Annotated in this window: 11 protein-coding genes; 7 read left to right on the forward strand and 4 right to left on the reverse strand. The window is 44.4% G+C overall.

Annotated elements, in window-relative coordinates:
• Positions 1–242: 242 nt before the first annotated feature.
• Both PSE7429_RS03110 and PSE7429_RS03115 read left to right on the forward strand, forming a co-directional pair.
• Complete coding sequence (locus PSE7429_RS03110) at positions 243–1,658, forward strand: serine/threonine protein kinase (RefSeq protein ID WP_009625595.1); 1,416 nt, start codon at positions 243–245, stop codon at positions 1,656–1,658.
• A 332-nt stretch (positions 1,659–1,990) separates the two neighbouring features.
• Positions 1,991–2,290: a hypothetical protein gene (locus tag PSE7429_RS03115; protein WP_009625596.1), complete on the forward strand. Its 300-nt coding sequence runs from the start codon at positions 1,991–1,993 to the stop codon at positions 2,288–2,290.
• A 209-nt stretch (positions 2,291–2,499) separates the two neighbouring features.
• Here the strand turns inward: PSE7429_RS03115 and glgB are convergent, their stop codons facing one another.
• Positions 2,500–4,758 carry a 1,4-alpha-glucan branching protein GlgB gene (gene glgB / locus PSE7429_RS03120; protein WP_009625597.1) on the reverse strand — a complete coding sequence of 753 codons (2,259 nt, stop codon included), beginning with the start codon at positions 4,756–4,758 and terminating at the stop codon, positions 2,500–2,502.
• A gap of 402 nt (positions 4,759–5,160) precedes the next feature.
• Between glgB and PSE7429_RS03125 the strand changes: the two genes are divergently transcribed.
• The 3 genes from PSE7429_RS03125 (at position 5,161) to PSE7429_RS03135 (ending at position 9,003) form a co-directional block, all read left to right on the forward strand.
• Positions 5,161–5,841, forward strand: a complete 681-nt coding sequence (locus PSE7429_RS03125; RefSeq protein WP_009625598.1) for a response regulator transcription factor — start codon at positions 5,161–5,163, stop codon at positions 5,839–5,841.
• A 70-nt stretch (positions 5,842–5,911) separates the two neighbouring features.
• Entirely contained in the window at positions 5,912–7,489 is a 1,578-nt protein-coding gene (locus PSE7429_RS03130; protein ID WP_009625599.1) for a sensor histidine kinase, read from the forward strand.
• Positions 7,490–7,752: 263 nt separating this feature from the next.
• A complete protein-coding gene (locus tag PSE7429_RS03135; RefSeq protein ID WP_009625600.1) occupies positions 7,753–9,003 on the forward strand; it encodes a metallophosphoesterase family protein in 1,251 nt (416 codons plus the stop codon).
• 242 nt (positions 9,004–9,245) lie between these two features.
• Here PSE7429_RS03135 and PSE7429_RS03140 read toward each other — a convergent pair whose 3' ends face one another.
• Both PSE7429_RS03140 and PSE7429_RS03145 read right to left on the reverse strand, forming a co-directional pair.
• Positions 9,246–9,719: a hypothetical protein gene (locus tag PSE7429_RS03140; RefSeq protein WP_009625601.1), complete on the reverse strand. Its 474-nt coding sequence runs from the start codon at positions 9,717–9,719 to the stop codon at positions 9,246–9,248.
• A gap of 25 nt (positions 9,720–9,744) precedes the next feature.
• On the reverse strand, positions 9,745–11,181 hold the full coding sequence (locus PSE7429_RS03145) for a GTP-binding protein (RefSeq protein ID WP_009625602.1): 1,437 nt from the start codon (positions 11,179–11,181) through the stop codon (positions 9,745–9,747).
• 298 nt (positions 11,182–11,479) lie between these two features.
• Here PSE7429_RS03145 and PSE7429_RS03150 point away from each other — a divergent pair, with 298 nt between their 5' ends.
• Together PSE7429_RS03150 and PSE7429_RS03155 are read left to right on the forward strand one after the other, a co-directional pair.
• A complete protein-coding gene (locus PSE7429_RS03150; RefSeq protein ID WP_009625603.1) occupies positions 11,480–12,301 on the forward strand; it encodes a Tic22 family protein in 822 nt (273 codons plus the stop codon).
• Positions 12,302–12,522: 221 nt separating this feature from the next.
• Complete coding sequence (locus tag PSE7429_RS03155) at positions 12,523–13,350, forward strand: transporter substrate-binding domain-containing protein (protein WP_009625604.1); 828 nt, start codon at positions 12,523–12,525, stop codon at positions 13,348–13,350.
• Positions 13,351–13,397: 47 nt separating this feature from the next.
• Here the strand turns inward: PSE7429_RS03155 and PSE7429_RS03160 are convergent, their stop codons facing one another.
• Positions 13,398–14,282 carry a vitamin K epoxide reductase family protein gene (locus PSE7429_RS03160; RefSeq protein ID WP_009625605.1) on the reverse strand — a complete coding sequence of 295 codons (885 nt, stop codon included), beginning with the start codon at positions 14,280–14,282 and terminating at the stop codon, positions 13,398–13,400.
• Positions 14,283–14,440: the final 158 nt, after the last annotated feature.

Below are 14,440 nucleotides of genomic sequence, written 5' to 3' on the forward strand. Positions count from 1 at the left end.
ACGCGCTCTTCTAGATTTTAAGTTTACTTATGCTTGGCTGCTTAGGGCTATTATATAGCAATCCTAAGTAGCTAGGCGCAATTACATATAAAACCCAAAAGCTGTAGCGCATGCTGTGCGTGCGCTACAGCTTTTGATTATAGGTTTTAATTATGCCCAGCCACTTAAATGGTTTGTGGAAAAAAGCATCTCCCAAAATGGAGCGCGTAACATTGATTAATTTGTATATTTAGTAAACAAAGATGATAGAAGAACTGCATCAAATAGGTGATATTGTCAGCGATCGCTATACCATCGTTTCAGTTCTAGGGCGTGGCGGTATGGCAATCACCTACGCGGCAACAGATCGCCTTCGCGATCGCGCCGTGGCGATCAAAGTGCTATCTCTGCGGCAGGCAAGCCAATGGAAAGTGATCGAATTATTTGAACGCGAAGCTAAGGTATTGGCTAGCCTAAATCACCCGCAAATTCCGAAATATATCGACTATTTTTATACCGATCTAGAGAGCGATCGCCGCTTTTATTTGGTTCAAGAACTGATTGAAGGCAAATCTCTAAATGAGATCGTTCAGAATGGGACGCGGATGACAGAAGGAGAAGTAAAGGAGATTGCGATACAAATCTTAAACCTGTTGTGCTACCTGCACGAACTATCCCCCCCTGTTGTCCATCGAGATATCAAGCCTCACAATTTGATCCAACGACCTACGGGGGCGATCGCTCTTGTGGATTTTGGTGCGGTTCAGGATATTTATCGTAATACGATCGCTGGGGGGAGTACTTTTGTCGGGACTTATGGTTATATGGCTCCCGAACAATTTCAGGGACAAGCAAGTTGCGCTTCTGACCTGTATGGGTTAGGGGCAACCTTAATGTTTCTGCTCACCCATCGATCTCCTTCAGAATTACCACAAAATCGCATGAAAATTGATGTGCGATCCTGTACCGAAATTTCCCCAGAATTTGCAAAGTGGTTAGAGCAAGCGATCGAACCTACTACTGAGGATCGTTTCCCTTCCGCAAGAATTGCTCTAGAAATATTGGAAGGGAAGCGTAATTCTACTTATTCTCTGGCTAATGCTAATAATTATATTGCTACTCTAAAATCATCAGGTGAAATTGCTAAGGCGCGCAAATTAAAGCCTTTAGATACGCGCATTCAATTTGAAAGAACTAGCGATCGCCTGACGTTTAAAATCCCTAGCCTCGGCTACCGTCCTCTGACATGGGTTTTCGGAGCTTTTGCCCTTGGTATCTACTGGGGTTTAGATAAATTCATTCTCCCCTACCTCCATACCTTTGGCTTACTATCTCAGATTGCCTTAGGATTCGTTGCGGTGATGGTTGGATTGATGTCACTGATGTGTGCTTTTTTGTTTGTCTATGCGTTAATTGGTAATTTCTTAATTGAAATGGATCGCCAAACTTTCAGGATCTCATGGTATCTATTTGGTATTCGGATTGGACGCGAACGGGGCTATAACTCGGAGATTACCCGTATTGGGATTGAGGAAATTGAATCGGGAAACGGGCAAAAAAGTACTCAATATGCGATCTGGCGAGGTGCTAGCAAACATCGTTTTGATTCGATTTTAATAGAAAAAGAAGAGATGGATTGGATATTAGGTGAGTTATTGGATTTTTTAAGCCATTTATAGACTTGTTAACTATAGTGCTAAATAGGTAAGGATGGGTGGCGCGAAGCGCCGCCCATCCTCATGATGTAAATCCTTTCTTTTCTTCCTAAAGAAATAGATGTCTAAAAACAAGAGATAGCAGTAAGGCGCAAAGCGCCTTACTGCTATCTCTTCCCAGTGAAGAATTAGATGTTGCGGCGCGAAGCGCCGCAACATCTAATTCTTCACTGGGAAGAGAGTATGCTTGCTTATCATTCTTTGGTAGGATGATGTTCTCAAGTATAGGGATTAGACTCTGTTTTATAGATTTGGATTAAAAAATCAGTACTAGGTAACTGATGGAGGTCATAACTATGGATAGCCAAGAAGCAACCATTTTCGCATTACAGAATCGCATTAAATATCTGGAAGCCCATCTCCATCTAGCTTTACAGGTTTTGCGTGAAATGGAAGACTACGCTCAAGATTCCATAGAATCCTTTGAATCATCGCCAAAATCTCATGCCAAATCTCATACCATAGATATAGTTCCAACTAGTAAAATTGAATTGCCGACATTTCTCAGTTCACGCACTTGGAGACATCAGCCCCCCATGATGAAGAGTCCCAATGCATTTGTCTCCCGCGATCGTGCGATCGCAAATGCGTCCTAATACCACGTCAGTTCGAGGTAAGCTGGCAAATTTTAAAAGCCCAAAATTAAAAGCCTTGCTAAGCAAGGCTTTTAGTTTTGGGCTTTGAGAGGGGGGTGCTTAGCCCCCCCCTCTCAAAGCCCGTTTCAAATTATTCCGAACTCACGTTTGCTTAGGACATAAAATCCCCAATATGAGTAGCGGCGCTTAGCGCCGCTACTCATATTAGTTTAGACTTCGCCTCGATACTTTAGGATAACTATGCCCAAGGGTGGCGCAGTCACATCGATGGAGTAAGGTTTCCCATGAGTGCCGTAGTCATCGGTATACTTACCTCCCATATTACCGATCCCACTACCGCCATAGATTGGGGCATCGCTATTGAGGATCTCTTTATAGAACCCCTTTTCAGGAACACCAACCCGATAGTTATGATGGGGAACAGGGGTAAAGTTGCAGACTACTAATACAAACTCGCCATCTTCGCCTTTCCGTAAGAAAGAGATGACCGAATTGCGCGTATCATTGCACTCAATCCATTCAAAGCCTTCTTGGGTGAAATCTTGAGTGTAAAGTTCGGGGAGCGATCGCAATAGTTTATTGAGATCGCTGACATATTTTTGCAGCGTCTTGTGACTGGGATACTGCAATAAATGCCATTCGAGATCGCCCCAAACATTCCATTCCGCCCATTGACCAAATTCCATCCCCATGAACATGGTTTTCTTGCCAGGATGGGTAAACATATAGCCATACAGACAGCGCAGGTTGGCAAATTTTTGCCATTCATCCCCAGGCATCTTGCCAATCATTGGACTCTTGCCATGAACCACTTCATCGTGGGAGAGCGCTAGCATGAAGTTTTCGCTAAAAGCATACCAAATGCTAAAGGTTAGGTAGTTGTTATTATGTCCGCGAAAATAGGGATCGAGCTTGAAATAGTCCAGCATGTCATGCATCCACCCCATATTCCATTTCAGGTTAAAGCCTAAACCACCTGAATAGGCCGGCCATGTCACCATCGGCCAGGAGGTAGATTCTTCGGCAATGGAAAGCGCTCCAGGATAATAGGTAAACAAAATGCTGTGCAGGTGACGAAATAGCTCAATCGCCTCCAAACTCTCTCGACCGCCGTACTCATTGGGCAACCAAGTTCCCGCTTCGCGGTTGTAATCGCGATAGATCATTGAGGCAACCGCATCAACACGAATACCATCAATGTGATACTTGTCAAACCAAAAGAGGACATTGGCAATCAAGAAATTTTTAACTTCACTGCGTTTGTAGTTAAAAATCTTGGTTCCCCATTCTTTATGCTCGCCGATTCTGACATCCGCAGGCTCGTACAGAAAAGTTCCATCAAAGAAGGATAAACCATGTCCATCCTTAGGGAAGTGAGCGGGAACCCAATCGACAATGATGCCAATGTCATTCTGGTGACATTTATCGATGAAGTACATCAAATCTTGTGGTGTACCATAGCGCGATGTAGCGGCATAGTAACCAGTGACTTGATAGCCCCAAGAGCCATCAAAGGGATGCTCGGCAATGGGCATCATCTCAATATGGGTATAGCCCATTTCTTTGACATAGGGGATGAGATCTTCGGCAAGTTCGCGATAGGTGAGAAATCTTGCTCCAGGCTTAAGGTCGGCTGCGGATACGGCAGGATAGCCACTGTCGGGAGGATTTGCCGATGAGGCATGCATCCAAGAGCCGAGATGCATTTCATAGACAGAGATAGGCTTTTTGAGGGGATCTTCAGTGCGGCGCTTTTCTAGCCAAGCGCGATCATTCCACTGGTAGGTATTGAGATCGGTGACGATCGAAGCGGTTTTAGGGCGGATTTCTTGGAAGTAGCCGTAGGGATCGGATTTTTCGTAAATATGTCCTTCGGGGCTCTTGATTTCGTATTTATATACTGTACCAACGGTTAAATCGGGAATAAATAGATCCCAAATACCCGTATTACCTTTACGCATTTGGTGCTTGCGTCCGTCCCAGCTATTGAAATCACCAATGATAGAGACGTTGCGGGCATTAGGAGCCCAGACTGCGAAATATACCCCACTGACATTATCGATGGTGGTAAGGTGCGCACCCATTTTTTCATAAATCTGATAGTGCGTTCCTTCACCAAATAGGTAGGCATCAAACTCTGTCAGTAATGGTGATTTGAAATAATAGGGATCGCGAATTAGGCGATCGCTGTCACCAGATTTGACTTTAAATTGATAGCTAAATAGGTGGGGGGCATCACTGATAATGCATTCAAAAAAGTGAGGGTGATGCACGGAATGCATCGGATATTCTTTATGTTGGTCGGGTGTAACTACATATACTGCCTCTGCATCGGGTAGATATGCTCTAACCACCCATACCGACTTACCATCTTGCTCAATTTGATGTGGCCCGAGGACTGTAAAAGGGTCGTGGTGTTGGTTCCACACAATGCGATCGATCTGCTCGGTGGGTATGGTCGGGGTCATATCTCTTTTAGTAAACGCACATATTTAAATTACTGCATATTATTCACCAAATTGCGGTGTGTAATCTAAACTAAAGACTGATGGTTTATTTCGTTTTTTTTTAATGTGGTGCTTGCTGTTATAGCTGTAGTCACTTAAGTCAGGACATCAACCCCAATAGAGAGTTGTGGCGCGAAGCGCCGCAACTCTCTATTGGGGTTGATTTTTGCCCTAATATTACTGACTATAGCTATAAATTCTGTACCAAAAATATTTGTAAGTAGTTCGGCATAATGAGAAACCGAAACCAGAGAGCATACCGCCCGCGCAGCGGGCGGTATGCTCTTCTAGGTTTTAAGTTTACTTATGCCTAGCTACTTATTAGGGTAATGTTCCATCCAGTTAGGATAGAGAGGTCTGCTTATGAACGTTCTATATATTGAAGATGAAGAAAAAATTGCTAATTTTGTATGTATTGGCTTAAAAGAACAAGGCTTTGTGGTGGACTATTGTAATAATGGAAATGACGGATATACCCATGCCCTAGAGTTTGAATTTGACGCGATCGTACTGGATATTATGGTTCCTGGAAAAGATGGCTTAGCAATTCTGAAGGGGTTACGCAAGGAAGGAAATACTACGCCGATAATTTTATTGACAGCCCGCAATGAACTTGATGATCGCCTATCGGGCTTAAATCTCGGAGCAGATGATTATATTGCCAAACCATTTTTTGTTGAAGAATTAGTTGCGCGGATTCATGCTGTTGTCCGTCGGGGCTCAGGCGATCGCCAAAACATCCTCGTTGTTTATCCCCTCAAACTCGATCGCCTTACCCGCGAAGTTACCTGCAAACAAGTAGCGATCGAACTTACTTCCCGTGAATTTAATTTGTTGGAATACTTAATGCGATCGCCAGGACGGGTCTTTACCCGTACCCAGATTCTCGAGCATGTTTGGGGCTATGACTTCAATCCGAATACCAATCTAATTGATGTTTGTATTCAACGCATCCGCAAAAAAATCGAAAAGGTCGGCGGTGAAGAATGTCTAGAAAGTGTGCGCGGTGTGGGTTATCGCTTTCGCAAACCTCAAAACCCATGAAAAAATCACGAAAAAACCATGAAAAAATGAGAGATTACTACGCAGCAAGAACGCTCATAATGAACTTCTAATGAAACTAAGATCTTTCCGTTTTCGCATTGCGCTGCTATCCGCCTTACTTGCGGGAACTGCGATCGCGGGTTTTAGTGGTGTTACTTATTTACTATTCTATCAATCCAAACTCAACACCATTGACAATGAGATCAAAGATCAATTATTAAGAGAATCTTCTGTCCCCCGTCCGTTAAACCACTGGCAAATTTACGAGCAGCACCGATCGGCTTTTTTTGAAGATCGGATGCAAAATGCGATCGCCTTATTGGTGCAAGATCGCGATGGCAAAACGATCTATCAATCGAATAATTGGCAAACGGCTCTCAATCCTGCCCCCTTATTTGTAAATTTAACAGAACCAAAACTATCTAATTTACCCAATTTACCACTGCCATCTTTAAACCCAACGTTGCCGACTCCGCCACCCGATCGCCCTCCACCTCGCCTCCTCCAAAATCGAGAATCAACCACTGGAACAACTGAGAATCGATTTGCGGCTCGTCTCCCTGATCGTCCCGCTCCTCGTCCATTGGAGGAGGCATTCAAATCGCCTCAGGTTATCTCCAGCCTGATTACAAGCAAAACCCCCACGGGAATATGGCGATTGGGAACTGCTTCTACTCCCTATATAAAAATTGCGATCGCAGTTAATTTGGGAATAATCGATCGCGAGATGAGCACGATTCAAAAGGTGTTTCTGATTGCCATTCCCTTGACACTGTTATTAATGATGGTAGGCGCATGGTTTTTATCGGGTGGCGCATTAAAGCCCGTCAAACATCTTACCGAAACTATTCGTCGGGTAAATGCTAAGGGGCTAAGTCAGCGGACATCGGTTACAGATCTGGATATAGAGTTTGTGGAACTAGCGCAAGTATTCAATCAAATGATGGAACGCCTAGAGCGAAGCTTCTTACAAGCTTCAAGGTTTAGTGCCGATGCCGCCCATGAACTGAAAACTCCTTTAGCAATTTTGCAAGGCGAACTAGAACTTGCTTTACAGAATACGGAAACAGGTTCGACTATGCAGCAAACTCTCAGTAATCTATTAGATGAGGTTTGTCGTCTCAGTTCGATTACCCGCAAATTACTATTGTTATCCCTTGCCGATGCAGGCAAAATGAGCATACAGAAAACCGAGTTAAACTTTTCGCAAATTCTCTATGAAATTACCGAAGATATCGAGATTTTAGCGCCCGAACTATCACTAAAACTAGATATTCTTCCCGATTTAAAAATTTGGGGCGATCGCGAATTACTAACACAGGTTTTGCAAAACTTGATGAACAATGCCATTAAATACAATCTGACAGGTGGCTGGATTCGGATTGAGACCAAGGTTAAAAATAACTCTCTGTTAGTAACCATCAGTAATAGCTCGCACGATATACCCTTGAGCGATCGCGATCGGCTATTTGATCGATTCCATCGAGCCGATCCTGCCCGTAACCGTGGGTTAGAAGGCTTTGGGCTAGGACTTAGCCTGTCTAGAGAAATTGCGCGCGCGCACAATGGCAATTTACAACTTGAAACCAGTACTCAAGGCTTTACGAGCTTTACGCTAACAATGCCCCGATCAATACCCCAAAGATGAGTGGCGGCACTTTGCACCGCCACTCATCAGCTAAAACCTGCGGCGTGCACCGCAGGTTTTAGGGTTTTATATTTAATTATGCCCACTTACTTAAAACCTTGCTATAAAGCCTTAAATAAAACTTTCAAGCCCGTAGCTTCCGCTACGGGCTTTGGTTCTGTTTTTTTATTATGCACAGTTTCTTAACGGTTGCAAGGCAATTGATTATATGCTTAATTTAACTTGAATCATTATGTAGTTCGTGCCGAACTTTCACTTTAATTATGTTTTCTTGGCAAATGTCGTTACGAATTTTTCTGGGTATCATCACTGGACTGGCAACGGCGTTGATTCTCCATGCTTGTCAAGCTGAACCGAATGCTCTGAATAATGGTTCTAATGTTCCCTCTAGTGCCGAAGCAAATAAAGTTGCCGTTGTCTCAAAATCTCAAGATCAACCTCAAGATAAACCTAAAAAAACAGAATTGCCACCAGCAACGAAAGCGATCGTCGATAGCGTTCCAAATGGTCTATACGATCCACCCCGAGGCGACATTCGACTGGCGGTAATTAGCGATTTAAATAGTTCCTATGGCTCGACCGATTACGAACCAGAGGTAGATAAAGGACTTTCCTTGCTGCCATTTTGGCAACCAGATATGGTAGTTTGCAGTGGCGATATGGTGGCAGGACAATATCCATCGCTGACTGAAGATCAGATCAAAGCAATGTGGGCTGCCTTTGACGATCGCATTGCAGCTCCTTTGCGGAAAGCGAAATTGCCCTATGGATTCACGGTGGGAAATCACGATGCCTCCAGCGCGAGAGGCATTTCTGGAAAATTTTTATTTGCGCGCGATCGCGATGTTGCCTCGAAGTATTGGAATGCTCCCGCTCACGATCCTGGGGTTGAATTTGTTGATCGCTTTGAGTTCCCTTTTTATTACACTTTTAAATACAAGGATGTTTTCTTTTTGACTTGGGATGGTTCATCCGATTTGATTCCCAAAGATAAATTGGAATGGGTAGAAAAGTCGTTGCAAAGCCCTGCGGCAAAGGCGGCGAAGATCAAAATTTTATTGGGGCATTTACCTCTCTATGCGGTCACGGTCGGTCGGGACGAGCCTGGGGAAGTGATGGCAAATACCGAACAGTTACGTGCCATGCTAGAGCGCAATAATGTCCATACCTATATTAGCGGGCATGACCACGGCTACTATCCTGCCCATAAAGGCAAGCTGCAATTACTGCATACGGGGCTTCTCGGATCTGGTCCCCGTCCTTATATTGGTAGTAATATGCCGCCACGCAAAACAATGACAATTATGGATATCAACTTCTCATCGCCTGAGTTGACGACCTATACTACCTACGACATGAAAACCATGCAAAAGATTAATTATAACGAGCTGCCGAAATCGATCTCAGCGCATAACGGCATCGTATTACGTCGGGATGTAAAGATGGAAGATTTGAGTGCTTCGGAGCGATCGAATTGCGAAAGTAGATTGGGAGCGAATCTGTGTAGTGCTTAAGGTTACCATTCCTAAGATTTTGAATCGTAACAAAACCTCTATCTGGATAGATTTAATACCAATTCCCAAAATGGCGTTGCCATTTTGGGAATCTCAAAACCTTAATGGGTCTTTTTTTTAATTCGCTGAAGTGTTGGCGCACTTCAGTGAATTGGTAAGTAGTTCGGCATAATTAAAAACCAAAACCAGAGAGCATACCGCCCGCGCAGCGGGCGGTATGCTCTCTGGTTTTAAGCTACTCATTACGATGAAGACCTAAAAAGCGATCGCCAATAAGCTCGGATGGGAAAAGCAGTATAGTCGCGGACGATTGACATTAACACCAAAAAATGACCGCAAAAAGTGGCGATCGCCCAAAACTTAGGAAACCATGCTAAGGGAACATTGGGTTCTGGGGCAAAATAATAGGCGGCGCAGGAGGTAATTGCCGTGGGAATAATCACTAACAAAATCCCAAAAATACTAAGCCAGCGACTCGTATAGACCTGAACGGCGTTAGCATTTTCCCAACGTTTGCCCGTCCAAGCCCAGCGCAGGGTAGAGATCGTATCTGCCATTCGCAAAAACTGTTGCCGTCGATCCTCGCTTTGCTCCAGCAAAAAAATATGACTGCAAAAGTTACAAGCTAGGGATTCCATCATAGGCATAGGTGCGATCGCGCCTCGCAGACAGACGGGACAGGGAGAAGATGACGATCGCGAACTAAAATAACTCATTGAAATAACTCATTAAAATAACTCATTATGTTTTCCTGAGGCGACGCAGATCGATTTTGGCGCGAAGTTCATCCTTAATTCTAGCTAGGATCGAATCTTCATCGATCGTATCGAGAATACGTTTAACGACGGCTTTAGGACCATCAGCCCCCCATGATGCACCATTGGCGAGATATTCCTTAGTGACCAGTCCGAGGGCATAGGTTGAGAAGCCAGCGACCCCAGCTTGGGCGATCGCTACGGATAGATAACCACCTAGAGTCAAGCCACCCGTTGCAGGTGCAGCAATGCCCAGTAGTCCTTTGAGGGAACTCAAGCCAAAATTGGCGAGAAATTCACTGGCACTGATTCCCCCCATCCCTAGGGCGATTTTTTGCATTAACGCGATCGCGCCCCGATTGCTCATATTTATGCCATAGAGTTTTGACAGGGCAACGATCATCGACACATCAATAATGGCAGTGCTAATTACGTCAATTACCGTAAAGGGATTAACAGCGATCGCCACAGCTTGCGTGATCACACAATTCCAAACGATCCGATTGGCTTGGCGATCGCGAACAAACATTTTGCGCTGGACTACCCGCTCCTGCACCATATCGGCAAACATCATCGTATTGAGAGCAATCAGGGATTTTCCCTCGCGATCCAACACCTCTAGAATTTTTAATTTGAGCTCCTCAATTTGCGGTTTACCAACAACCAGCTCCGCTTCAAAGGAGCCATCGGGTTGACGGACTGCCTTGGCGATCAAGGGTGAGGCAGCCGCCATCACGATTTCATCTTGAGTCAATAGTTCGCGCACCCGCTCATCGCGAATTTTGGCATAAATGGCTAGACGATCTTCGGGGGGATACTGATCGATTTTGTTAAACACCAATAGGATTGGCTTACTAGCCCCTCTTAATTCCGAGAGTGCGTCATATTCCACCTTAGTCATATCGCCAGCCACGATAAATAAAATTAAATCCGCTTGCTGGGCGATCCGCTTGGCTAGTTCGGCACGACCTTCCCCATCAACCTCGTCAATGCCTGGGGTATCGATTAATTCAATGCGGGCTTCGCCTCGCCCCTGAAAGGATGCCCTCAGGATCGTGCGATCGCCATTAGTTTCCATGGTCTCCCGCGATATTTGCCATTCGGCTGCTTGCCTACTGGTCGTGACCCCATGCAGGGGACCAGTCTCAAAAAATTGCCCACCCATGAGGGCATTGAGAACCGATGACTTACCCCTGCCTACCATGCCAAATACTGCGATTTGTAAAACCTGACGCTCTAGCTTGTCGAGCATTTGCTGGAGTTCTTCTAAGGGTTCCTCTAATCCACGCCGTTCGCGTTCTGACAAATCTAGATTTGCCACAATATCGCGCAATGTTCTCTGTGCTTGGCGATAATTTAGTTCCTCAAAGATTTCATCAAAGCTGAGAAAATTTTCATCTTGTGGCATCACATTGCTAGGCATAACTATTTAGCATGAACTATTTCAGAAGGAACTATACTTATGGTATTCGAGTCTTAAAGGCTAACAATTTACCCACAAGCTAGTATAAAAACTGGTGTAAAAAGGTTGTCTTTTTTAGTGAATTATTGTTAAATTTGCCAGAAATTACTTTCGGACAATGATTACCTTTGACTTTTAAGTTAAGTTTGCAAGTTTAAGTTTGCAAGTTTAAGTTTGCAAGTTTAAGTTTACGTAGTTATTTCTGCGTATCCAATCCCAAATAACCCTCATAATAAATAGTATTGTAGCTAGGAGAAATATGTCCTTATTTAAGTCGTTGGTTAATCTAGCAGCCACCGCAGGTGTCGCAGGGGCGATCGCTGTTAGTCCCATATTTACTCTGAAAGCTGAAGCCTTGACCGAAGCCCAAGTTTTGGAGAGATTGGGTAGTATTCCTGTTTTTACAATCACCGATGATAAGGGTTCGCCCCTATTAGGTGCAATCCCCCAACAGCCAAACACGAAGCCTGATGACAGTCAGCTTTTGTTTTTCTTCCTCGGACCCGATGAAGCACAAATGATGCTAGCACAGGTACAAAAATCTAATCCTGAAGTTGGCAAAAAAGCGCAAATTGTCATAAGGTCAATGAATGACGCGTACACGGTAATTCGCCAAAATAAAGACAAAAAAATTGTTTTTCAGTTTATTCCCACTAAGGCAAGTGTTGAATCGGCGCGGACAATCTTAACCGCTCAGGGGGTAGCAGCTGACAAGATTCCCAATGTGCCTGTTTTCTTTGCGATCGGCGGTCAAGCTAATAGTCAAGGCTTGTTAACTATGAGCATCGATCAAAATGGCAAAAAGGAGCAAGTCGTCCCCTTCTTCCTCGATAAAACCGATCTCCAAAACTTGCTAGATCGTGCGGGTAAGGAGCAGCCTGATGTAGCCAAGACAACTAAGATCCAAGTTGCATCGCTCTTCCAAGTACTGGATTCGATGGTATCTAAGGATGATAAGCCCAATCCAGAAGTAGAACGTTTCCAGTTTGTGCCATCCCGTTCTTCCTTTGAGTATATCCTCAAAAATACAAAGCAACCTGCTACACCTCAGATAGCACCACAGACCTCTCCCCAAAAATAACGTGAGTTCGGGATAATTTGAAATGGGATTTGAGAAAGGGTTTGCTACGCAAACTCTTTCTCAAATCCCAAAAGTAAAAGCCTTGCGTAGCAAGGCTTTTACTTTTGGGATTTTAAAATTTGCCAGCTTAACCCGAACTGACGTTAAATAAGTTATCTTAGTCAAGTTTCCTACAATGGAAGCTTGACTTTTTTGTGTGGAATTTGTCGGGAGGATTGTAGGTGAGAAAGTTACAGGGTAACACTTTGTTTTTAACCACGATCGCTGCGATCGCCTTAATTGACGGAGGAAATTACTTCAAGGCGCTTCAGGTGCATCACTTGGCGATCGCCGCCGAAACCAACTCAGCCATCACTCCAGAAATAAATACGCTTGATAAAATCCAAAAACGGGGCAAATTGATCGTTGGGGTCAAAGATAACTTGCCACCCTTGGGATTTCGCGATCGCAGTGGTAACCTCGTGGGATTAGAAATCGAGATTGCGCGGGAGTTGGCAAAAGAACTAAATTTTCAGGTTGAATTATTGCCCTTAAGTAATCGCGATCGCCTAACAGCATTGCAAAACAATCAAGTCGATCTCGCGATCGCCCAAATTACAGTAACTACTAATCGTTCGCGTTTGGTTGATTTCTCGCTGCCCTACTACATAGACAGCACGATCGTGATTGCTAAACGCGGTACTAATTCTCAAGAACTCTACCAGCCTTTAGCCATAGGCGTTATCCAAAATTCCGATGCGATCGCCGCGATCCAATCGCAATTTCCGAAAGCGGCGATTATTGGCACAAGTTCCTATGCCGATGGTTTAGCAGCTTTGCAAGCGGATAAAATCAAAGCCTTTGTGGGCGATCGCACTAGCCTCACCCGATGGCTTCAAGAGCATCCTGATTTGGAAATCATCGGGCAACCCATTGCCGTTCATAGTTTAGCGATCGCCATGCCGCGCGGATTGCAGCATTTAGACTTGCGCGATCGGGTATTTGGCATTGTGGATAAGTGGCATAAAAATGGCTGGCTCAAGGAAAGGGCAAAATATTGGGGTTTATAAAAAAATAGAGTGCAAAGCACTCTATTTTTTATGGGATGGTTTGTTTTTTAATTGCGATCGCCTGTATAGCCTGAGGCATTGGCTAGCTCTTCTAACGTACGTTCGCCAGAGAGCATCTTGCCCTGAATTTCCCAAGTGGGATAGCCCTCAATCCCTTTCTGCTTGCATAACTCAGCTTCAGATTTTGCTCCATTAGGAGGATTTGGGGCGCATTCCACATAGGGGATTAATTTTTTCGCATCGCCAAATTTTTCCTTCTGATCTTTACAGTGGGGACACCAATATGCGCCGTACATCTTGGCATTAGTTGCGGTCAAATGTTGCGCCAATCTTCCTGCAAAGGAGTTACTTTGAGCAGCAATCTTACCCTGACTGGCATAAACACCCAGAGTCCCCGTCAAAGTCACAATTGCGACAATCGCACCTGTAAAAAATAACTGACCGACATCTTTCCAAGTATTACCAAATATTGTCAGCAACCAGATCGTCATCATCGTGACGGCTGAAGAGATGCAATAGAGACAAACTTGAGGCTGACCGCCAATACTACCTGAGGCAAGTAAATACATCAGATAGCCACTAAAAACGAAGGTCGAGGAAGATACCATAAACATCAAGAAATTTGCGGTTTCCTTGATTTGAACCTGTGCCTTGGGATCGTCGCGTTTTAATAGGAGTGGCAACCCTGCTAGTAGTCCTAGCATCAGATAGCCCAATGCACCAAAAATTGTTAAGGGAACGCCAAAAATTTTGGCATATTCGCTACTGAGTACCAGATCGCACCCACTACCCTCCACGGAACAGAGGGCTACTTTTTGACCCAAAAAGTGAGTTACTGTCAGATAAGTTGTAAGAGAAAAGCCAAATAGCGACAAAGCGACGATCGCAGGGCGCGACCACCGATGCAACCACGGCTCAGTTTTTTTTCGCATAGCTGTTCCTGACAATTTGTAAATACCTGCTAGATCTAAATTAACGCAGCATTAACGGTATGTAATTGCATCGTTAATTTTATTTATAGATTATTTAAGCGCCTCAGCATAATTAAAATCCAGATCTAAAGCCTGCGGCGCACGCGCAGCGTGCGCCG

The organism is Pseudanabaena biceps PCC 7429, assembly GCF_000332215.1.
GTDB classification, from domain to species: domain Bacteria; phylum Cyanobacteriota; class Cyanobacteriia; order Pseudanabaenales; family Pseudanabaenaceae; genus Pseudanabaena; species Pseudanabaena biceps.